Here is a 22,253-nt window from a genome sequence, read left to right on the forward strand (position 1 = left end):
AAAACCGGCTAGATCTCATAAGAGCTGCGAGAGGCTTTTTGCAGTCTGAAAATAATATTATCCGGAAAACCTTCATCCTGCTTTCCTTCCTGCAAAATGAAATGATGTTTTAAAAGAAGTCCTTTTGAGCTTTCATTGAATTTGTTGGTAATGGCTACAATTTCCTGCAAATGCAGTTCGTTAAATCCAAAATCCAAAACGGCCTTCAAAGCTTCAGACATAATTCCCTGCCTGTGGTATTCGGGTAGTAATTCATAACCGACTTCCGCTGTTTTACGGTCTTCAGAAAAATTCCAGAGACAAATTGTTCCGATAATTTCCGGCTGATCTTTTAAAGAAATTCCCAGATAGATGGTTTGGTTATTTTTAGTATTTTCTTTAATCGTCAGAATAAACTGGAGCGCATCGTAATTATTTTCAGGAGATTTCCTTATAACGAACCGATTGATCACCTCATTGCTTCTGATTCGCAAAATATCATCAACGTGGCTTTCGTTGATATCTCTCAGTACTATTCTTTGGGTTTCAAGTTTCATATCTCAAATGTAATAAAAGAACGTTTAAGAAAACATTTTTTCGATATTTAAAAATTTTCAATAAAACATAACACTAAAATCATCAAATTTAAAGGTAATTTATTCTGTAAATCTCTCAGATATACGTAATAATCAAAATTCTCACTAAATTTGCACTGTGTATATAGATAAAGAAGATTTAGACGAATTAGAGTTTCCGCAATTGCTCGCGGAAATCTCCCCATTTGCGTATTCTCCGAAAACAAGAGAAAAAATTCTTCAACTTCGTCCGATGGAAATTGACGAGGCGGAACTTTCATTAAAAAAAACGTCAGAATATCTGTCGAGTTTTGAAAGTTCAAATGCGATTCCGTTTGATGAGTATGAAGATATTGAAAGTGAGCTGAAATTGATGCTGATCGAGAACTACCGTCTGGAAAATGCTGCTTTCATCAAAATAAAAACCATCACGGAACAGATCGGAAGACTTCAGAAATTCTTCCCAACCATGCCGGAAACGTTTCCTACTTTATTGGACGAAGTTTCTGTACTGGAATTCAGAAAAGAGATCATTGAGAAGGTAGATAAGGTTTTTAACCGTTTTGGTGAAGTAAAAAACGAAGCTTCTCCAGCTCTCAAAGGGATAAGAACCGAAATTCAGCTTGCAAAAAAAGCAATCCAGGAAAATTTCAACCGCGCGCTTACCACGTACGGACAGAGTGACTTTCTGGATGATATCCGGGAAACGATTATTGACGACCAGAGGGTTCTGGCAGTAAAGTCAGGATTCAAAAAAAGGGTTGCCGGAAGAACATTAGGAATTTCCAAAACAGGCTCCATCACATATATTCAGCCGGACAGTGTTGTAAAGCACTATTTCAAACTCCGTGAGAATGAAGAGGAAGAGAAAAAAGAAATTGATAAAGTTCTCCGTAAGCTTACAGCAGAACTGGCGGAATTTCAGCCTCAGCTGTGGAGATATCAGGTGTATATTTTTGACCTTGATCTTACGAGAGCTAAAGCGAAATTTGGTGAACTGATTAACGGCGTTCTTCCGAAAATTAATCATCATAAAACGCTGAGATTAAAAGATGCTTATCATCCTCTTTTATGGTTAAGAAACAAAGTAGAGAACAAAACCATTCACCCTCAGACACTTACCTTAACAGAACATAACAGGATTATCTGTATTTCCGGTCCGAATGCCGGTGGAAAGTCAATTACCCTGAAAACGGTAGGATTATTACAGCTGATGATTCAGAGTGGTATTCTGGTTCCGGTTCACCCTAAATCTGAAATGTTTTTCTTTGAGAAAATTATGACGGATATTGGCGATAACCAATCTATTGAAAACCACTTATCAACCTATTCATCGAGATTGAAGAAAATGTCAGGAATCATCCGTGAAGCAGACGCCAATACGCTTTTGCTTATTGATGAGTTCGGTACAGGTTCTGATCCGGAGCTTGGAGGTGCGCTGGCAGAAAGTTTCATGGAGTTTTTCTATGATAAAAAGAGTTTTGCCATTATCACAACGCACTATACCAATATTAAACTGGTAATAGAACAGCTTCCCAACGCCCAGAATGCAGCCATGCTTTTCAATGAAGAAACACTGGAACCGATGTATAAGCTGGAAGTGGGACAGGCAGGAAGTTCATTTACTTTTGAGGTTGCAGAAAAGAATAAAATTCCAAGATTTATCATCCATTCGGCTAAGAAAAAGGTAGAGCATGATATTGTGAATCTTGATAAGACGATTGTAAAACTGCAGCAGGAAAAATTTGAGGTTGAGAAACTGAAATCCGATCTTGCCGAAAGAAAAGAATCCGTAGAAGATAAACGTGATAACCTTCAGAAACTGAATGACCAGCTTCAGCAGAAACTTTTCAATTTCCAGAAGCTGTATGAAGAGGAACACCGCAAACTTCAGTTCGGAAATAAGATTGAGGCATTCATCGACAGCTATACCAAAGGAAAATCCAGAAAGGATGTGGTAAAAGATTTTGTAAAGCTTCTTGAACAGGAAAAATTCAGAAAACTGGGAACAGATAAGGATGAATCCAAACGCCTTCAGGTTGTTAAGAGAAAAATCACTCAACAGCTGAAAAAAGAAGAAGTGATTGAAAAAATTGCTGAAACCAATGAAAAACTGGAAGAAAAGCGTAAAACCGATCGTGCTGTATGGATGAAAATCGGACAACGTGTCCGTATTACAGGAAGTACCAGTGTAGGAACCATTGAGAAAATTTCCAGAAACAAAGTGATTGTCAATTACGGAACTTTCAAAACCACGATTGATGCGGATGAACTTGAGAGAATTTAATGAATAAGAAATCAAATTAACGCAAATACAGAGAGAGCACTTTTCAGAGCTCTCTCTTTTTTATTATTTTTTAATGAATTTTAATCGGGTTACCTTTTCTTTATCTTTCAGCTGGATAAAATAAACTCCTTTTGATAAATGGTTAAGGTTTACAAGGTGTTTTGAAATTTTTCCTTCGTCAATTTTCTGTCCTGCTATATTATAAATTTCATAATCGGCGGCTTCTGAAATTCCGGAGATATTTAAAATATCATATGTGGGATTAGGATAAATTTCAGTTTTTACAGACCTTCCTGAGTCTTCCACTCCAAGGGTGAGATTGATTAAATCTACTCCATAATCTTCAACTTCCCCATAGGTAAATGTACTGCAGGCATCTAAAGGTATTGTTTGACTGGAAATAACTCTCATAGTAACGCCGCATAGTGTCACTGCTGCCAGACTTGGAATCGTAAACACAGATACAGCCGGAGCAACCTGAGTAACATTATTGGCTACCATCACTCTTTCGTTGGATTCAAAAATTCCGTTGGCATTAAGATCAATCCACGCCGTTACTGTTGTTGTGCCTGGAGTTCCCGTCCAGGTATTGGTTACTGAAAGCTTATTTCCTGTACTTCCTATAAAAAATTTAACTCTACGGCTTAGGTCACTTCTGTAATCTGTATAATCGGAAGGTCCGGAGTCACTTACCATTGGTGTGTTAACTCCTGTAGAATTTACGGTCACATTGGAAATATGCATCATCGTGGTATCCGTAGAAGCACTTGCACAATAATTAATGGTAGTGGTAAAAAATATAGGATTAGACCATAATCCCTGTGTCGTACACACTTTCACTACCTGTACTTCATACGTTGTACAAGGTTGCAAACCTGTAATTGTGAAAAAGTTTTGTCCTGGGGCAACATCCGCTGCCATCCATGTAGTAGTTCCCGGTATTCTATATCTGATCCTGTTATTGGGTGTATTGGGATCTGCAGTCCAGGTAACTGTTCCCGTTGTAAGCGTTATATCCGACATGTGAAGCCCTGTTGGAGCATTGGTATCACAGAAAAATAAAGATTGGGATTCTTCATCTATTTTGTGGGTTGCCTGAAAGCTGGATATTCCCAACATAAAAGAGAATACAAAAAGTAGTTTTTGGGTCATGTTTATTAGTTTTAAAATTTCCTTGAAAAATAGGGTATTTTTTCAAATATAGCTTATACTTTCTCCATATAGCATTGTATTTTTTAATATTTTTGACAATAAAGTGTAAAACACACAGAAACTCTATGCTTTAATATATGTTCAAAAGTATTTCTACTCTCTGGATTTTTTATAAAAAAATAATAATTCCCACCTTGATATTTTCTTTATTAGCTTCTTGTTTATCCTCTTTCAATATTGAGAACTTTGGATTGAGTTTTCTTTTAATATCTCCTGTCCTTCATTATTTTATATATGAACTCAGATTTAAAAACGAATATTACTTTTATGCCAATTCAGGGTTTTCCAGAAGTTTCCTTTGGGGATTCACAGTATCTGTCTGTGTGATTGTCAAAATAATAACAGGAATTTTATGAGTAAGCTTCATATTGACAGCATAACCAAGTCTTTTAAAGATAATAATATCCTGCGGGATATTTATTTAGGATGTGAAACCGGAAAGATTATGGGAATTCTGGGCAGAAATGGTGCTGGAAAATCAACATTATTAAAAATTATTTTTGGGACTGTCAGTAGTGATACCCAGTTTATAAGATACAATGACAAAGTTCTGAAAAGTATTTCCGACAGAAAAAACAGAATTGCTTACCTGCCACAGGATATTTTCTTACCGAAGTACAATACCATTAAAACCTTAATTCCTCTTTTTTGCAATAAGAAAAATACAGATCTATTATTGACTTCAGATCTGATCCGTCCTTTTTTGTCAGAAAAACCTAAAAATCTTTCCAGAGGTGAGCAGAGAGTCATTGAAGCTTTAATGATCATTTATTCTGAAGCTGATTTTGTTTTACTGGACGAACCTTTCCATAGTCTTTCTCCGAAAATTTCTGCAGCATTGAAAGCTGCAATCATTGAACAGTCTGCGTATAAGGGATTCATTATTTCTGATCATAATTATCAGGAAGTTCTTGATATTTCACACCAAATATTTCTTCTGCGTGAAGGCTATCTGAAACAAATACAAGATTTAAAAGAACTGCAACGGTATAATTATCTTCCGAAAAGCATTTAATTTATATATTTGAGGGATCAAAAAATTTTCATGATGACTTTCATAAATAAAGCATTCTATTTATCCGCATTCAGTATTTTATCTATTGCTTTTGTAAAAGGGCAGACTAAAGTTCCTTTTGGAGTGGTAAAAGCTGAAGAAGGATATGCCAACGTACGCGTACATAAAGACGATTATCGAAAAATTGTAGACAAGATCCGTATGCGTAAAGGCGATGTATTCGTTTATGTAAAGCCAGCTCCCGGAGAAACGGAATGGATATGGATTAAATATCCTGAGAAACAGGATGACGACAAACCTTTTGTGCGTTATGAAACTCTTGATAAAGAAGGAATGGTGAATAAAGGGCGTATTGCCTATGTAGACCAGCTTCCTGCCTATACTCCATCCAGATCTAAAAACGGAAGATCCCTGATTTTCACAGACAATTCTGATCCTAAGATTCCTACTGCCCAAAGAAGCAAAGTGGTGATTGATATTTATCCGTCTAATGCAGGATACCGTAAAAAGGAAAAAGATGCAGATGGAAAAATTCTTACGATTGATAAAGTAAAACCATGGGGAATTGGAAATGATCTTCCTGAAGGAATGACCGAAATCAAATCCATCAGAGTGCAGCAGCCCGGAAGAGGCTCTGTTTTTGTAAGGGAAGCCATCAAAAACATGTTCCAGCCTACCATGGATTTTGAGAACATCGGGGTAACTTCTCTCGACAATGATAATATTTTCCTTTATATGATCAATGGTTCAGGAGAAAACAGATATACAACACTCTGGACAATTAAGAAGGGAAGAGTAATCAGCCAGATTATTTATCATAATCCGGAATAAATTCATTATTTTTGCATTCGAAAAGTTTTACGCTTATTCATCACAGAAATTGGTTCTGCATCACTGCAGATTAAAAGGGAACCGTGTGAAAATCACGGACTGTCGCGCAACTGTAAAGTAACTGAAGTCTTTATCAAAGATCCACTGTGCGAGGCATGGGAAGGAGATAAATGATGTTACAAGTCAGGAGACCTGCCTTTTTCTTAAACATGTAACTTTCGCGATTTGAAGTTGTATTGATCTGATGGATTGTTTCAGGAGTTCTATAAGTTCCTGTCATTATTCTGTTGTTTTAGTATCCTTTCATTTCGCTTTAATTAATAATGATATATGACTACAGAAGAAAGAATTGAAGCATCCGAAACCAGAATCTTTAAAGCGGTTTTCCCTAACACAACCAATCATTACGATACCCTTTTTGGAGGTACTGCGATGCAGCTGATGGATGAAGTAGCTTTTATCACCGCAACCCGTTTTGCCAGAAAAAGAGTGGTAACCGTGAGCAGTGATAAAATCGATTTCAAAAAACCTATTCCTGCCGGAACTATTGTGGAACTGATCGGGAAAGTTTCCTACGTGGGAAAAACCAGTATGAAAGTAAATGTTGAGATTTACACTGAGCAGATGTACTCCTATGAAAGAGAAAAAGCTATTGTAGGTGATTTTACTTTTGTAGCCATCGACGAATTCAAGAAACCAATCCAGATACTATAAATAATAAAGTTTCGGGCGGCCAAAGGCCGCCCGAAGCTTTAAATATTTCCATTGACATTATTTCAATACCTTTTCTGTTTCCAGACTTCTGTTCAGTAAAAGCTCAAAAGCCTCTCCCATTTCGTCTGATGCTCTGCTGATTGCATTTTCAAGCATATTCCGGATCTGTCTTTCCGTCACTCCGGCTTCTGTCCAGCTCTTTCCTGTAGTATGGGAATTTAAAATAAACGGCATAATTCTATCGATTCCACAGGCAAAAATAGCATCCGGAGTTTTCTCTTCTTCAAACTCCAGCCACAGGTTAAAAAATTCTGTACGTAAAGGCTCATCCAGAATTCCAAAGATCTTTTGGGCTGAAGCTTTCTCTCTTTCAAACTTTCCGACCATAGCTTTTTCATCAAAAATAAAGGTGTCTCCGGCTTCTATTTCCACAAGATCATGAATGGAAAGCATTCTTATCACCCTTAACAAATCAATATCAGCTCGGTTTTTAGCATATGGATAAAGGATCTGGGCAAGAATAATGATCTGCCAGGAATGTTCAGCCGTATTCTCTCTCCGGGAATCGTCTGCATTATAATTTCTTCGTTGTACATTTTTAAGCGCATCTACTGCCAGAATAAAATCTATCTCTTTCTGAATTTTCATCTTACTTTTTATTTCTGTTATATTGATCTGCCGGATATACCTTTGTTCTGGTAATCCATTTATTATTGATCTTTTCTTTCGTTATGACCTTTACCTGATCCTCATTGGTCATATCTTCCTCTTTTTCCAGTACTCTATCCAGTCCTTTGTTCGGAATAACGGCATATTCTGTTGTAAAAATCCTGCAACAACCGGACTTACCATAGGAAATAAGACGCTTCCGTTTAGCATCTGTTTCAAAAAAATCAAAACCGTTTGAGCCAAGGTCTGTAAGTTCTTCACTTTTTACAAATGCCATTTTTGTAGTATTGAATACATAAACATCATAAGAAGCCGAACTGTAATTTCCCATATTTCCGTTTCTTATCGCTACATCTTCGGTACCGTCAAAATTAAAATCATCTACAATTACACTACGCTGATCCTTTGAAAGCGGAATCAATTTCCCGCGAACCGGTTTTTGGCCTTGTTCCGCATATACAACAAGATCATCAGAAACAAAAGTCTGTACTTTGCTGTTTTTATGGTCAAACAGTTCCACCGTTCCTTTTCCTCCACATCTGTCATCGTAACAGTTTTCTGTCTGAATGACTGCATCATAGTTTTTTGATACATTTTTAATTTCAAACTGATACTGCCCGAAACAGAGCGGCCCCAAAAGAAATACTGATAAGTGCCTGTACTTATTTAAAATAGTCATGGTAATAGGAATGATTTGGATGTTTTTTTATTTCTAACAAAAATACGAATCATAATACCGATCTCAAAATCCATGTCTCATTATCTGTCAGAATTTCCCTCCTATAAAACAGTATTCACAGATAACAAGCTTTCTCCCGCTATCCGCTCATACTCCTCGCGCCTGCCTAAAGCCGGGGCTGCTGTGGGGTAACCGCTGCTATCGGGGCTAGAACATGAGTGATAAGTGATAAAAGATCATTTTTTCTCTCCAATTTTCAAAATTCTATGTAAAAATTTAAAAATTCTCAGACATTTTCTTCTAAAATCCGTTTGACTCAAAATTGATGATAAAAATTATTTATCTGATTATCAATGTTTTAAATAATTTATTTTAAAAATTTCACTACTTTGTATTGCATAATACCATTTTATTTACATATCTTTGTAATGTAAAATTAGAATAGGCTCAGCTAGCTAGGGGCATTTTTCTAAAAATATAACTAATTAACAAAACTTATCAAAGATGAATACCGAAAATACCAAAGCGCAAATGCGAAAAGGAATTCTGGAATTCTGTATTCTAAGTCTCATCAATAACCGAGAAATGTATGTTTCTGATCTTATTGATGAACTGAAAAAAGGAAAACTGGATGTAGTGGAAGGGACCCTCTACCCTCTTCTTACAAGACTTAAAAACGGAGAATTTCTCTCTTACAGATGGGAAGAATCTACCGGAGGACCACCCAGAAAATATTATCAGATCACAGAAAAAGGAAAACTTTTCCTGGATGAACTTCTCAATACATGGAATGAACTGACAGCCTCAGTAAACCAAATCACCCAACAAAATTAAAAAACAAAGCTATGAACAAGACACTCTCAATAGGACTCGCAGGTTTTTCTTTTACCATAGAAGAACACGCATATATAAAGCTCAGCGATTACCTGAACGCACTGAGAAGCTCTCTGGATGCTTCTGAGGCTGATGAAGTAATGCATGACATAGAAATAAGAATGGTGGAAATTTTCAAAGATTCTTTAGGAAAACGTGAAGTGATCAACGATACCGATGTAGAAAGGGTAATCGCACAGATCGGAAGCCCTGAAAAAATCGAAGAGCAGGAAGAAGCGTATTATTCTGAAAAAACATCTGCCAGAAACTATAATTCAGGAACTCATTATACCGATAAAAAGCAGCTGTTCCGTGATCCGGAAAAACAAAAAGTTGCCGGAGTCTGCGCAGGCTTAGCTCAGTACGTAGGAATGGATATTACTACCATGAGAGCAATCTGGCTGGGAATTTTCGTATTAGGAATTTTTACAGCAGCCATTTCTTCTTCATTAATAGGTCTTCTATATGTAATCCTTTGGATCGTACTTCCAAAAGCTGAAACAGCAGCAGATTTCCTGAAAATGCAGGGAAAGCCTATGAACTTCGATAATCTTAAGAATGAGTCTAATAAATTGGTACAGTTTGCCAATGAATCTACTCAGAGGGTCGGAGAAATCTATAACGAAAACAAGCCGTACATCAACAATGCAGGAAGCGGAATCTGGAATGTATTTAAGTATATTGTAGGAGGATTCTTCGTATTGATGGCTGTAAGCAGCATTATCGGAGTGTTTGTATTATTTGCCCTTTTCGCAATGGACACAGACTTCCCGGGAGCTAATGAAATCAGATTCTATATGGATGATCAGGGATTGGATAAAGTACTGGCTGCGATGATGGTGATCGGAAGTTTAATTCCGGCAATCCTTTTCAGCTTGTTAAGCATCAAAATATTCTCTCCGAAAACAAAACTGAGAAATATCGGATGGGTTGTAGGAGGTTTATTCCTTCTTCTGATCGGACTTGGAACTTACTTCGGTATCAGCATGGCTAAGAAAGATATGATCTACAGAGGAAGTAAGGAAGATGTAGAGAATGTTGCCATCAATACTACTTCAGATACTGTTTATGTAGATATAAAACAGATCAACATCCCTCAGAGCTTCAAAGCGTATGACAATGATATTTATTCTGATAAAAAATCAGTGTATGAAGAAGATTATATTTCTGTAGATGTAACCAGAAAACCGGACATCAAAACACCGTATCTGATCATCAAAAAAGAAGGAAAAGGGTATAACTTCCCTATCCAGCTTACAGTTCCTGTAGAAGTGGTAAACAATAAAGTATTACTTCCGAACTACATCAAGTATCCATATGAGCACAGATTCAGAGATTACAGCCTTGATTATGAACTTGTAGTTCCTCAGAAAATGGTGGTTATATCGATGAAAAAAGACCGTATCAACATGGATGGAGACTTAGACGGAGACGGAATCAATGATAATGATCAGGACAGTGATGAAGACAGCAACGGTGTCAGAATCGAAAAAAATAAAATCACGGTAAACGGTTCCAGCATTGAGTACAACTCTGACGACAAAGACAGCATCATTGTAAACGGTAAAAAAGTTCCGAACAATCAGGCAAAGAAAGTAATTGATTCTGCAGTGTCCAATATTAAAAAATCAAATAAAGATATGGACATCAAAATCAAAGACGGAAAAAACGAAATTTCCATACAAACTAAATAATTAACTTCAGAGAGTGGTAGAAGGTGTGGGTGGATGGCAACCGTTTGAAATTCACACCCTTCTTCTCTCAGAAAAGTGAAAATAAAGCTCCATTTAGTTTCTTATGTGAAAAAAAAGTTTTAATTTCGTAAAGCTAAAATTTAATAACCAACCAATCAAAAACGCAGCCTTATCATGATACAATTTGCAATGGAATTCGTAATGAAAATCGTAGATTTAATTAGCGGTTTGTTTTAAGAGCGATAATATTTCAATATATTTGTAAAGTATAACCAAAGTTTGGTTATACTTTTTTGTTTTTAATCCGGGAAATCTATGAAAAAGCTATTAGGCAAAGCAATGTTAAAATTATTAGGTTGGAAGGTCGTCCTGCAGGGTGATGTCAACAACCTGAACAGGTGTATCCTTGTGGTTGCACCGCATACCCATAATATGGAGTACATTTTAGGAAATTTCGCCTACTGGTCCTTGGAAAAACCTTTAAAAATTATCATCAAAGATGCACATACCAAAGCCTGGTATGGAAGTATCGTAAAAGGACTTGGAGGTATCGGAATCGACAGAAGCCAGAAAAACGACCTTGTGAATTTCGTGGCCAACCAGTTTTCAAAGGAAGATTTCAGTCTTGTTATTACTCCGGAAGGAACCAGAAGCTGGGTACCGAAATGGAGAAAAGGATTCTATCACATGGCTTTGGCAGCAAAAGTTCCTATCGTTCTGGCAGCAGGGGATTTTAAAAGAAAAATTGTGTACCTGGGTTACACCATTCCTTATGAAAGAATAGCCTCAGTACCTTTTTCAGAAATCATGCAGGAAATCCAGGACTATTATGTAAAAAATGACATTGTTCCAAAAGTTCCGGCCAACTGGAATCCCAATATTATGGGAACCGAGCTGGAAGCTAGAAGCTAGAAGCTAGAAGCTAGAAGCTAGAAGCTAGAAGCTAGAAGCTAGAAGCTAGAAGCTAGAAGCTAGAAGCTAGAAGCTAGAAGCAAAATTAATCATCATTTATCAACTATTAAAATGAAAGGTCAGACAAAAGAAGAAATATTAGCATTCATCAATAACTGGGGAGACGTAACTCTTGCTAAAACACTTGAAATCAAATTCATCGATATTGATCTGGAAAATGAAACCCTTACAGCCACAATGCCTGTTCTCCCAAGAACCCACCAGCCGTTTGGCATCATGCATGGAGGAGCCAGCTGCGTTTTAGCGGAAACATTAGGGTCAAGCCTGTCGAATATTTTTATCGATGGTGAAAAATATTATGGAGTGGGAACCAACATCAACTCCAATCATTTAAGAAGTAAAAAAGATGGTATTGTAACCGCTACCGCACGTTTTATCAGAAAAGGCAAAACCATGCATGTCTCTGAAATTGAAATCCGTGATGAAAAAGGCGTTTTGATTAATCATACTACAATGACGAATAATATTATTCACAGATAAGTTGCAGCAACATAAAAAATAAAGAGCTTAAATTAAATTTAAGCTCTTTTTATTTTGACATCTTTAAGACTAGTAATACCTTTGTAAAAAGGAAAATCACAACGGGAATTTCTATGTATTCCATGATGATTTTTCAAAATCTTTCATAACTCATGATTTATTTCAAACTTCCTTTTGACGAGAGACTCCTGTCTGCTGATGAAAATAATACAAAAAATGCTGTCAACTTTTTTTCTTATAACGGCCTAGATCAAATCAGCTTCAGCGGAGGAATTCGTGAAATAGATGCTGTTGAATTTGCCCATATTTCTGTTACCAACGAAAACCTGATCAGTGATTCTACAAATTCTTCTGCCGAAACAAAAGAAGAATACTGCGAAACATTACAGAAAGTGATCGAAGTAATTAAAGAAAATCACCTGCCAAAGCTGGTTTATTCCAGAAGAAAGATTTTCAAAGACTTTAGTTCCATCGATTATAAAAAGAGCTTCAAAAATGTATGTGATACTTACCCCAATGCTTTCAGATATCTGTTTAATGATGGAAAAAATGCATGGATGGGAGCTTTCTCAGAAGTATTAGGGAAGTTTAATAAAACGACTCACGAATTTGAAACCATGGCTCTTGCCGGAACTCTTCCTGTGTCTGAGGAATGGTCTGAAAAAGAGATTGAAGAACAAAAGCCGGTTACTGCTTACATTGAGGATATTCTTAAAAACTATTCTGACCATGTAGAACAATCGGAAACCTATGATCATATTTCCGGTAATATCAAACATTTACGAACAGATTTTAAAACGAGTATACAACCTGAAGATCTTGATAAAATTATCAAAGATCTGCACCCTACTCCTGCAGTCTGCGGTATTCCAAAAGATTTTTGTAACGAAAATATCCGTAAATATGAGAAATTTCCCCGTGAATTTTATGCGGGTTATATCAAGGTTGAAACGGATGAGAGTATTCTGTACTTTGTCAATCTGCGTTGCGCAAGACTTTATAAAGACTCGGTACATGTTTTTGTAGGAGGCGGAATAACAGCTCAAAGTGATCCGGAAAAGGAATGGAGAGAAACAGAACTGAAGTCTGAAGCGATATTGAAAAACCTGGTTATTTCCTGATATTTTTAGATTTCCCCACAGATTCCGCAGATTTTCACGGATGTTTGCGCGCATTTTTTTACTGAGTAAAAACGAGTTCATGACCATTCATAAAAACCTAAGCGAGAATATTGCGATAATTATAAGTTTTGGCTAAAGCCAATGGAATATATTTCCTTCTTTTGAACGGGCTAAAGCCCGTTCCTATTGAATATAAAAACCAATATTGCATTTAAGACACCTAATTTCTAATCCCTTATTCCTAATCGCTGCTACCTAAAAAACAAAAACCTCCTTCAAAAGAAAGAGGTCTATATCTATATTGAAATAGTCAATTTATTTCTTTACACCGATTCTGCTCCAGGTATCCATTACAAAAAGCAGGATAAGGCCTATGGCAGCAGCGCCAGCAGAGAATACAAACTTGATGTTATCTTCATCTCCAAGGATATCTGTCGCTTGCCAGTTGATAGCATAAAGATTGATGGCGATGAATACGATAAACAGTACTAAAAATACTTTATAAAACTTCTTCATGACTCTTAAAAATTAATATAATTTTGCACGAGTTGAGCAAAATTTGCGGTGAATAATTTAATTGAAATTGCCAAAAGGATAATTCCGAAAACTTTCTGAAGGATCATCAAAGTAGCATCCCCAATTTTCTTCTCCAGCCATTTCGCTGATTTCAGCACCAAATATACGAAAATTGTATTAAGAATGATTCCACAGATAATATTAATATCATGAAATTCAGCTCGCAGAGACAGTGCGGTTGTTAGGGTTCCAGCTCCTGCAACCAGCGGAAATGCGATGGGTACAATGGATGCAGCCTTTGCTTCAGTGGTTTTATTGATTTCAATTCCTAAAATCATTTCCAGGGCTATGACAAAAATCACAAAAGCTCCGGCAATGGCAAAGGAATTTACATCAACTCCGATAAGCTTCAGAATCTTATTTCCTACGAACAGGAAAACGATCATAATTGCTCCGGCAGTAATGGCAGCCTTTCCGGCTTCAATCTGTCCGAACTTCTGCTGAAGGCTTACGATAATAGGAACTGAGCCGATGATATCGATAACGGCAAAAAGAACCATAAAGCTGGTAACAATCTCTTTAAAAGAAAAACCATCAAAAATTTCCATCTCTTTGTAATTAAAAATTTCGCAAAAATATGAAAATAAACTGACTATTTGCTAATTTGTGAATATAAATTAACAATAGTTTTCAAAAGTTCTTCCAAAGCTTCAGCAGATTTCACAGGATTGTATTTTTCCATCTGAACTTTCTGCTGCAGTCTGCTGTATTCATCTGCAACTGAAGAACCCTTGTGTTTTTCAAGAAAAGTCTTAAACTCAGGAGTAGAGCCTTGGAAATACTGGCTTCTTACTTCCTCATCCAGTTCTTCCAGAGTTGCAAAGAACTTTTCATACTCTCCGTTATCTTTAAGGTTTTCCAGATATCCAAAATAATCATTGATATCTGTTTTCATCAATTCTCTGATCTCCTTTTCCGTTTCGGCCACTGAACCTAAAGGTTTTGAAGGTACAGTTTCCCTAACTAATGTACGTTTTTTTTGCCAATTTTTAAATAGCAGATACGCAACAAATAAGCTGATCAGAATAGCAATATTGGTCAGAAGAATATTCCAGTGGAATTTGCTCTTTTCTTTTACTTTAAAAGAAGTGGTTTTTAATACCGGAGTATTTACCGTCTCCAAAAGGTTATTGGTATATTCATTTACTTTCTCCACTGTAGAACGTGCTTCCAAAATCTGGTCGTGGGAAAATGCATTCAGATCCAGTGTTTTCTGTCCAAGATCTACGTATTCTTTGCTTTCAGGATCAAAGAAAGCAAATTGTTCCGTTTTAATTGAAATTACTCCTGATTTTTTAGGAATAATCAAATAATTAGCCAGGATTTCACCTTTCATTCCGGAAGTTCCCGGAGCAACTTTTGAGGTAATTTTCGGGGCAAAAACTTCATAATCCGGAGAGGCGGCAATCTTAGGAAGTTCCATATCAGGTAAATTACCCTCACCTGAAACTTTCACCACTACATTCAGAGGCTTTTTGGCTTCCGGTTTTTCTTTGGAAGCATTGTATACGTTTACATTAAAGTTTCCAACAGCATTTTTAAAGCATTCTGGAGCTCCTTCAGGAAGCTTTCTTACGTTGATTCTGACTTTATTGGAAACAATTTTTGTTTTATTGGAATAGGTACTTACTGAAGCAGATACTCCGGGAACTTCTACATATCCTGCTTCATTAGGAAAAACCATAAACATGGCCAGAACCTGCGAAGGCATATTTCCATATCCGGACGGATCTATCTCAGACTTATTAAAATTAATAGGATGCACGTTGATATTGTCCTGCTGCGGAAGGTGGATATTTTTCACCTTTCTCAGGTTATCCATATTTCTTGAATACACTCTCAGAACAGCTACAGTAGGCTGATCCTGATAGACATCCCGATCATCAATTTCCATGTTCAGATAAACATCATTGGAAGTATTTGTGGCCAGAGATCTTCTGTCGACAATATCACGGATATTGACATCAAAAGGTTCTGTTTTATAAATTCTGTTGTTGACGGTAACGAGAACGGAACCAATTTTTATTTTTCCCTTTTTCTTTGGTTCAAGCGCAATTCTGGAAACTTTCTGGGTAATTAAAGTATTGGTAGCAGGATCAATCACGGTATTCGTAACAGAGCCGCTTCCTATAATATTAAATTTTGAAAGATCCGGAAGCTGGAAACCTGTCTGCTGTACAAGATCACTACCGTTAAGTTCAAGAACGATGGTCAGGTTGATGATATCCTTACCTGCATATTCGGTTTTATCTGCATCCATAGATAGATTTACCTGTCCGTAAGTAATTACGGATGCCAGCGTTAGCAATATGTAAATCAATTTATGCTGCATCACCAATCTTTCTCGTTGCTTTCAGGCATCGAATAAGAATTTTTGTTTAAAATTCTTCTGGCGGTTTCTTTTTCTTTTTCGTTTATTTTATCTAAGATCGCATTTTCAAGATTCTTGGGCATTCTGCCTTCATTATTTTGATTCTGCTTAGGATTGTCACCCTGGTCACTTTTACCTTCGTTTTGCGGGCCGTTACCCTGATCCTGTTTTTTGTCTTTGTCGCCTTTCTGATCATCCCCTTTGTTCTGATCATTTCCGCCGCCACCTTTTCCTGAGTTATTTTGTTCCTTTTTTTGCTGTTGTTTTTCTTTCTCTTTCAGTTTGGCAATCTCATAATTTTTTCTGGTTACCTCGCTGTGGGGGTCCTGCTTCAAAGCTTTTTTATAATAGTCGGCCGCTTTTTCCGGCTGATTCATCTGCATATAAGCATTCCCCAAATTATGAAGAGCAGCTGCTTTATCAGGCAGTGTCTGTGAAAGTTTTTCTGCTTTTTCAAACTCAGCCTTTGCTTCTTCGTATTTTTTACTTTTATACAATGCATTCCCCATGTTATAGTGAGCGGTAAAATCTTTATCATTGGATCTTATCGCTTCCATATATTTTGAAGAGGCACCTTCATAATCTTTACCGTCAAATTTCTGATTGCCTTCATACACTAAATTCTTATAGCTTTCCTGCCCAAACATCAGGCCTGAGAACGAAATGGCAACAATAAACGATAAAAATATGATTTTAGTATTCATCACTTGCAAAATTATTCCTTTATATGTTAAGAAACAGAGTTTTATTTGTTAAAGTTCGGTTAAAGTACTTGTAGAATTTCTTCTATAAATAAAGGAATTCTACACATTAAAATCTTTTTTAGGATTAAAAATATAAATTAAAAAGAAAAACAGAAGAGATACTGCAAGAAAATACTGATAATAATGATTGGCATTCTGTGATTTCACCATAGTCTCCGCACCGGCAGATTTTTTATTCACTGCATCTACAATTCTGTCCGGAGCTTCATTGATATTATTTCCGTCAATATAAGTTCCGTCTGTAGATTCCGCCATTTTCTTTAATGCTTCCGTCTGCCTTTTTGAAATTACCGTACCTCCGTTGGCATCGGTTTTATACCCCATCAGCTGTCCGAACACATATTCAGGAACCGGAGCACCTTCATCTGTGCCCACTCCTACAGAAGTAATGCTTATTCCTTCTTTATTAGCTAATCTGATGGCAGCATTATCATTTCCTTCATTATCTTCACCATCACTCAGCAGAATCACTTTTCTGGATCCTTTGCTTACATTTTTAAATTTTTCAGCAGCTGCCTGCATTCCTTTCAGAAAATCTGTTCCCTGAATCTGCATAGAGCTGGTTTCAATACCACTGATATAAGTTTCCGCAGAATTATAATCCGTTGTAAGAGGCATAATAGACATGGCATTCCCAGCAAAAATCACTATACCTACTTTGTCATTATTCATTTTCTTCATGGTAGCCAGCATCAGGTTTTTAGCCTCTGTCAGACGGCTTGGATCTATATCTTCAGCATTCATAGAATTGGATACATCCAGCATAAAGATGACATTGTTCAGTTTCTGGGTACTTTTCACTTCTTCAGAACCGTTCAGAAGATCTATGATAGAAAATATCAGAAATAATGTTCCCAATAAATATAATGCAGGAAAAAACTTTGTAAATCCTGATCTTTTTTCGAATAAATTCTCGTGAAACTGGCTGGCAGCAAAAATTTCTCTTTTTTTATTTCTCCATTGTAAAAAACGGACCAAAAAAGAAGCTAACAGCGGCAGAAGCAACAGTAAAAATAAATACCAATAATTTCCTAAAGACCAACTCATCAGCTTAAAATTTTATAAAACACCCATCTCAACAATGCATCCAGCACCAACATAGCAAGCCCAATCCAAAGGAATATTTTAAAATACTCTTCATAATTGTACAGCTTGGAAACCTTAACATCAGATTTTTCCAATTGGTTGATTTCATTGTATACTTCTTCCAGGCTGCTGTTTGAAGTAGCTCTGAAATATCTGCCTCCTGTTGTCTGAGCTATTTCTCTCAAGGTATTTTCATCAATCGTCACCTCTGTTTCAGTAAAAATAAGATCACCAAAAATATCCTGCGATGTCGGCATCAGTGCATAACCATTGGTTCCAATTCCGATTGAATATACCTTTATATTATTATTTTTTGCCAGTTCGGCAGCAACCTGTGGAGGAATCGCATTCTGAATATTGCTTACCCCATCCGTCATCAGGATCACCACTTTACTTTTGGCTTTACTTTTAATCAAATGATTCACTGCAACGGAAAGTCCTTCTCCTATAGCCGTTCCGGGTTCAAGACCTGCAGAATTCAGATTTTTAATTTCATCAATCACCACCTGATGATCTGAGGTTACCGGAACTTTTGTGAACGCTTCTGCAGCATATGCTACCACTCCTATCCTGTCATTCGGGCGTTTCTGAACAAATTTTACGGCAATATCTTTCAGGGCGGTAATTCTGTCCGGGCTCAGATCCTTCGCCAGCATACTTAGAGAAACATCAATGGATAACATAATATCGACTCCCTTTGTATCATCTCTGTCCTGAGAAATGGTAAACGTTCTCGGTCTTGCCATCGCAATAATCAACGCAGAAAGAATGATATATTTTGATATTTTCAGCAAAAAAAGCACACCCTGGATACTCCCGCTGTGATCCATATTTTTTACGGTAGGAACTTTTATACCTTTCCTTTTATTTTTTCCAATATCTTTAATTAAAAGTGGAATAAACAGCAGAAAAAGCAGCAAAAACCATGGGCTGTAAAACTCAAAATTAAACATCCTTTCTTAAGTTTTCGAATTCTAAATCTTTGGATGATCTTTTCACAAAATCCCTGATATTGGCAAAATCTCTTTCCATGGTTTCCTGATCCGGGAAGGTCTTGGCAAATTTCACCAGGTCTCCCCTAAGGAAAACATCTTCTATTATTTTTTCGTTGTCCTGCGAGATGGTATTATTTTTTTTCATAACCTCAATCAGATCATCGGTAAGAAGTACATCTGCCGGAAGGCGGTATTGTTTTGTAATGAAGGTTCTGGAAATATCGATCAGTTCCACATAAAACGAACGGAAGTTTCCTCCTTCAATATATTTTTTCTTTTTAAGAGAGTCGAGCTCTTTTAAGGTCTGGTTGGTTGCCACTACAGGAGAACTCTTCGATTTTCTTCCCCATTTTACAAACATAATAATGGCAATAACCAGTGCAATACCAGCCAATGCAGCAAGGATATAAAACTTATAAAGCTCCCAGTAATCTTTGGGTTCAAGTTTCACCTGCTTATTATTCATGATGTCATTAATCTGATCTGCTTTTTGAGCTGTATTAATAACATCTATTTCGTAAGGAATCGTTTTAAGTATTCTGTCCCCCACTTTGAATTCCAGTTCCGGAATGGTAAATTTCCCTTCTTCAAAAACAGCAAATTCTATCTTTCTCTCATAGGTGTTAGCCGTTTGTCCGATACTGTCTTTGGTTTCTTCAAAATGAAAAGGGAGCAGCTCATTTTTGGCTGCTGAAGTTACCTGCTGCTCATTAAGGTTATCAATCTTTATAGTAAGGTGATTGATCTCCCCCAAAGCAAGGGTTTTCTTTTCTACGTTAGAGGATAATATCTGTGAAAAAGCATTTGCACAGATCAGAAAAGATAATATTAAAAGTATTTTTCTCAATGTTAAATAATATGGCAAAATGCCTGATGTTTTTTAGTTACGGGCTCAGCCCGATGTTATTTTTTCTGAAAGTAATTATACAATAATTTTGAATAATCCGAACCGGTATTGATATTCATAAAACTGGCAGAGCTGTTGGCGAAGTCTTCTTCCAGCGCTCTGAGTTTTTGTTTTTGAGCTTCTGCGAAGGTATACCGCCATCTTGCACTGGAAGTATTGGCCCAGATCTCTTTTCCGGTTTCTACGTCAAGTAAACGGGCATATCCGACATCAGGAATCTCATTATCTTTCTCATCATAAATCCTCATTCCCAGCAACTGATGTTTCTTGGAAGCTACTCTCAGCATTTTGGAATCATAGGCATCCTCAAAATCTGAAAACAGAAATACCAGAGATTTTCTTTTAAAAATTCCCATCATATATTCCATTGCCTTGTCTATTTTAGATTCTGCAGGAACATAATCTGCAGTGAGAATATTGCTGATAATAGAAAGGATATGTTTTCTTCCTTTTTGAGGAGGAATGACTTTATATACTTTATCAGCAAACAGGATCAATCCTACTTTATCATTATTCCCAGCCGCTGAAAATCCTAAACTGGCAGCAATTTCGGCTACATATTCCCTTTTCAGCTGGACTTTTGTTCCATAATCCATGGAAGCGGAAATATCCACAAGAATCATCATTGTCAGTTCCCTTTCTTCTTCCATTACTTTTACGAAAGGCTCACGGAAACGTGCGGTTTTATTCCAGTCGATTCTTCTGATCTCATCTCCAAACTGATAAGGACGAACTTCAGAGAAAGTCATCCCCTGCCCTTTAAAAGCGCTGTGATATTGCCCCATCAAAGCAGCCTCCGTCTTTTTTCTGGTACGGATTTCAATCTGCTTTACTTTTTTTACAATATCTTTTATCTGCATAGACGAATTCAAAATTCAAGGTTTAAGATTCAAAGTTTAATATTGGGTGAGGTATCCGGGTTTTGGGTTAGTCATTAAACTCAATGGATACGTTCGACCACTCATTGTCAAACTTTGTGTTGTATTTTTTATAAAAATTGATGGCTGGCTCATTCCAGTTTAATACCTGAAACACCATTCCACTGTAATTATTGGTTTGACCATATTCCAGTGTTGCATCAAATAATTTTTTTCCAATCTGCTTTCCTCTTAGCTTTTCAGTGACTACAAGATCTTCAAGATACAGCCTTCTTCCTTTCCAGGTTGAATATCTGTCGTAATACAGGGATATTCCAACTATTTCTCCTTCATATTCCGCTACAAAAGCTCCCCAAACAGGAGAAGTACCAAAACCATCCTGAGTAAAATCCTCTAAAGTCACGGTTACTTCATGCAGCGCTTTTTCATATTCTGCCAATTCTTTTATCAAATCCAGCATAGCAGCACAGTCCTGCTGAACTGCTTTTCTTATGATCACATCACTCATTATGGTGCCTGTATTTTTGCTAAAATTCTATTGATAATTTCCTCAGTTGTGATCTCTTCCGCTTCTGCTTCAAAGGTCAATCCCATTCTGTGTCTCAATACATCTTTTGCCAATGCTTTTACATCTTCCGGAATGACAAATGCTCTTCCTTTTAAGAATGCATAAGCTCTTGAAGCAATAGCAAGGTTGATGGATGCTCTTGGAGAAGCTCCGAAGCTGATATAATTCTTAAGTTCAGAAAGACCGTAATTTTCCGGATAACGTGTTGCGAACACCATATCCAGAATATATTTTTCAATTTTCTCGTCGAGATAAATCTGATTGATCAGTTCTTTTGCATCTACAATATCCTGAAGGGAGATTACAGGTTTCACTGTTGGCTGATGTGATGTTGAAACCATTCTCATCACCTGTCTTTCATCTTCAAAAGCAGGATAATCTATGGTACACTTCAGCATAAAACGGTCGCTTTGTGCTTCAGGCAGCAGGTAAGTTCCCTCCTGATCAATCGGGTTTTGTGTTGCCAATACCAGGAACGGCTTTGGAAGCTTCATGGTTTCATCACCAATGGTCACCTGTTTTTCCTGCATGACTTCCAGAAGCGCTGATTGCACTTTCGCCGGCGCACGGTTGATCTCATCCGCCAGAACAAAGTTCGCAAATACAGGTCCTTTTTTTATAGAGAAATCATTGTCTTTGATATTGAAGATCATCGTTCCCACTACGTCTGCAGGAAGTAAATCCGGCGTAAACTGAATCCTTGAAAAATCTCCATGAACAGCATCTGCCAATGTTTTTATCGCTAAGGTCTTAGCCAGTCCCGGTACTCCTTCAAGAAGAACATGTCCATTTCCCAAAAGCCCTACCAAAAGACGGTCTACCATGTATTCCTGTCCAATAATAACTTTGTTGATTTCCTGTCTCAGAAGAGTAAATAAGTAGTTTTTTTCTTTTACTTTTTCCGTCAATTGGCGGATATCTTCAGCTTGATATATCTCTGACATAGCTTGATTTAAAATAAGTGGTAAATTTCTGATAAATACTTGCATTAATCAACATAATAAATG

Annotated in this window: 23 protein-coding genes and 1 riboswitch; of the genes, 9 read left to right on the forward strand and 14 right to left on the reverse strand. The window is 36.9% G+C overall.

The genetic code is table 11. From position 1 onward, the window contains the following. Window positions 1-8: 8 nt before the first annotated feature. Window positions 9-536: a GNAT family N-acetyltransferase gene (locus V0410_RS09220; RefSeq protein ID WP_330747243.1), complete on the reverse strand. Its 528-nt coding sequence runs from the start codon at window positions 534-536 to the stop codon at window positions 9-11. Window positions 537-693: 157 nt separating this feature from the next. Here V0410_RS09220 and V0410_RS09225 point away from each other — a divergent pair, with 157 nt between their 5' ends. Next, window positions 694-2,841 (forward strand): endonuclease MutS2, encoded by a 2,148-nt coding sequence (locus tag V0410_RS09225; RefSeq protein ID WP_330747244.1) that lies wholly within the window; start codon window positions 694-696, stop codon window positions 2,839-2,841. A gap of 63 nt (window positions 2,842-2,904) precedes the next feature. Here the strand turns inward: V0410_RS09225 and V0410_RS09230 are convergent, their stop codons facing one another. Continuing rightward, window positions 2,905-3,993 (reverse strand): GEVED domain-containing protein, encoded by a 1,089-nt coding sequence (locus V0410_RS09230; RefSeq protein ID WP_330747245.1) that lies wholly within the window; start codon window positions 3,991-3,993, stop codon window positions 2,905-2,907. A 412-nt stretch (window positions 3,994-4,405) separates the two neighbouring features. Between V0410_RS09230 and V0410_RS09235 the strand changes: the two genes are divergently transcribed. From V0410_RS09235 to V0410_RS09245, 3 genes are all read left to right on the forward strand, one after another. Next, window positions 4,406-5,068 (forward strand): ATP-binding cassette domain-containing protein, encoded by a 663-nt coding sequence (locus V0410_RS09235; RefSeq protein WP_330747246.1) that lies wholly within the window; start codon window positions 4,406-4,408, stop codon window positions 5,066-5,068. Between the two features lie 30 nt (window positions 5,069-5,098). Next, entirely contained in the window at window positions 5,099-5,899 is an 801-nt protein-coding gene (locus tag V0410_RS09240) for a hypothetical protein (RefSeq protein WP_110010123.1), read from the forward strand. Between the two features lie 33 nt (window positions 5,900-5,932). Further along, a riboswitch (cobalamin riboswitch) is annotated at window positions 5,933-6,113 on the forward strand. A gap of 116 nt (window positions 6,114-6,229) precedes the next feature. After that, window positions 6,230-6,613, forward strand: coding sequence for an acyl-CoA thioesterase (locus V0410_RS09245; RefSeq protein WP_002977578.1), 384 nt, complete (start codon window positions 6,230-6,232; stop codon window positions 6,611-6,613). Between the two features lie 57 nt (window positions 6,614-6,670). Here the strand turns inward: V0410_RS09245 and V0410_RS09250 are convergent, their stop codons facing one another. Beyond that, the gene (locus V0410_RS09250) at window positions 6,671-7,261 is read right to left on the reverse strand and encodes an HD domain-containing protein (protein ID WP_137905730.1); all 591 of its coding nucleotides are present in this window, start codon (window positions 7,259-7,261) and stop codon (window positions 6,671-6,673) included. A 1-nt stretch (window position 7,262) separates the two neighbouring features. Further along, window positions 7,263-7,961 (reverse strand): XAC2610-related protein, encoded by a 699-nt coding sequence (locus V0410_RS09255; RefSeq protein ID WP_330747247.1) that lies wholly within the window; start codon window positions 7,959-7,961, stop codon window positions 7,263-7,265. Between the two features lie 504 nt (window positions 7,962-8,465). Here V0410_RS09255 and V0410_RS09260 point away from each other — a divergent pair. The 5 genes from V0410_RS09260 (at window position 8,466) to V0410_RS09280 (ending at window position 13,101) form a co-directional block, all read left to right on the forward strand. After that, entirely contained in the window at window positions 8,466-8,795 is a 330-nt protein-coding gene (locus V0410_RS09260) for a PadR family transcriptional regulator (RefSeq protein ID WP_002977573.1), read from the forward strand. An 11-nt stretch (window positions 8,796-8,806) separates the two neighbouring features. Then, window positions 8,807-10,528: a PspC domain-containing protein gene (locus V0410_RS09265; RefSeq protein ID WP_330747248.1), complete on the forward strand. Its 1,722-nt coding sequence runs from the start codon at window positions 8,807-8,809 to the stop codon at window positions 10,526-10,528. Window positions 10,529-10,843: 315 nt separating this feature from the next. After that, window positions 10,844-11,440, forward strand: a complete 597-nt coding sequence (locus V0410_RS09270) for a 1-acyl-sn-glycerol-3-phosphate acyltransferase (RefSeq protein WP_110010128.1) — start codon at window positions 10,844-10,846, stop codon at window positions 11,438-11,440. A gap of 111 nt (window positions 11,441-11,551) precedes the next feature. Beyond that, window positions 11,552-11,980, forward strand: coding sequence for a PaaI family thioesterase (locus V0410_RS09275; protein WP_002977570.1), 429 nt, complete (start codon window positions 11,552-11,554; stop codon window positions 11,978-11,980). 152 nt (window positions 11,981-12,132) lie between these two features. Further along, window positions 12,133-13,101 (forward strand): chorismate-binding protein, encoded by a 969-nt coding sequence (locus tag V0410_RS09280; protein ID WP_330747249.1) that lies wholly within the window; start codon window positions 12,133-12,135, stop codon window positions 13,099-13,101. 315 nt (window positions 13,102-13,416) lie between these two features. On the opposite strand, the gene V0410_RS09285 is transcribed toward V0410_RS09280, so the two are convergent. From V0410_RS09285 to V0410_RS09330, 10 genes are all read right to left on the reverse strand, one after another. Then, complete coding sequence (locus tag V0410_RS09285) at window positions 13,417-13,617, reverse strand: hypothetical protein (protein WP_110010130.1); 201 nt, start codon at window positions 13,615-13,617, stop codon at window positions 13,417-13,419. 5 nt (window positions 13,618-13,622) lie between these two features. After that, complete coding sequence (locus V0410_RS09290; RefSeq protein WP_062674416.1) at window positions 13,623-14,225, reverse strand: MarC family protein; 603 nt, start codon at window positions 14,223-14,225, stop codon at window positions 13,623-13,625. A 44-nt stretch (window positions 14,226-14,269) separates the two neighbouring features. After that, entirely contained in the window at window positions 14,270-16,009 is a 1,740-nt protein-coding gene (locus V0410_RS09295; protein ID WP_330747250.1) for a BatD family protein, read from the reverse strand. Continuing rightward, the gene (locus tag V0410_RS09300) at window positions 16,009-16,752 is read right to left on the reverse strand and encodes a tetratricopeptide repeat protein (protein ID WP_330747251.1); all 744 of its coding nucleotides are present in this window, start codon (window positions 16,750-16,752) and stop codon (window positions 16,009-16,011) included. The genes V0410_RS09295 and V0410_RS09300 overlap by 1 nt, the downstream gene beginning before the upstream one ends. 99 nt (window positions 16,753-16,851) lie before the next feature. Continuing rightward, window positions 16,852-17,859 carry a vWA domain-containing protein gene (locus tag V0410_RS09305; RefSeq protein WP_330747252.1) on the reverse strand — a complete coding sequence of 336 codons (1,008 nt, stop codon included), beginning with the start codon at window positions 17,857-17,859 and terminating at the stop codon, window positions 16,852-16,854. Continuing rightward, window positions 17,859-18,851, reverse strand: a complete 993-nt coding sequence (locus tag V0410_RS09310; protein WP_330747253.1) for a VWA domain-containing protein — start codon at window positions 18,849-18,851, stop codon at window positions 17,859-17,861. Before V0410_RS09310 ends, V0410_RS09305 begins: the two co-directional genes overlap by 1 nt. Then, window positions 18,844-19,740: a BatD family protein gene (locus V0410_RS09315; protein ID WP_227942933.1), complete on the reverse strand. Its 897-nt coding sequence runs from the start codon at window positions 19,738-19,740 to the stop codon at window positions 18,844-18,846. The genes V0410_RS09310 and V0410_RS09315 overlap by 8 nt, the downstream gene beginning before the upstream one ends. A 56-nt stretch (window positions 19,741-19,796) precedes the next feature. Next, complete coding sequence (locus V0410_RS09320) at window positions 19,797-20,660, reverse strand: DUF58 domain-containing protein (RefSeq protein WP_076597442.1); 864 nt, start codon at window positions 20,658-20,660, stop codon at window positions 19,797-19,799. Between the two features lie 67 nt (window positions 20,661-20,727). Continuing rightward, on the reverse strand, window positions 20,728-21,186 hold the full coding sequence (locus V0410_RS09325; protein WP_110010135.1) for a GNAT family N-acetyltransferase: 459 nt from the start codon (window positions 21,184-21,186) through the stop codon (window positions 20,728-20,730). After that, window positions 21,186-22,190, reverse strand: coding sequence for an AAA family ATPase (locus V0410_RS09330; RefSeq protein WP_202838932.1), 1,005 nt, complete (start codon window positions 22,188-22,190; stop codon window positions 21,186-21,188). The genes V0410_RS09325 and V0410_RS09330 overlap by 1 nt, the downstream gene beginning before the upstream one ends. Window positions 22,191-22,253: the final 63 nt, after the last annotated feature.

Source organism: Chryseobacterium sp. CP-77 (assembly GCF_036362765.1).
Classification (GTDB): Bacteria; Bacteroidota; Bacteroidia; order Flavobacteriales; family Weeksellaceae; genus Chryseobacterium; species Chryseobacterium cupriresistens.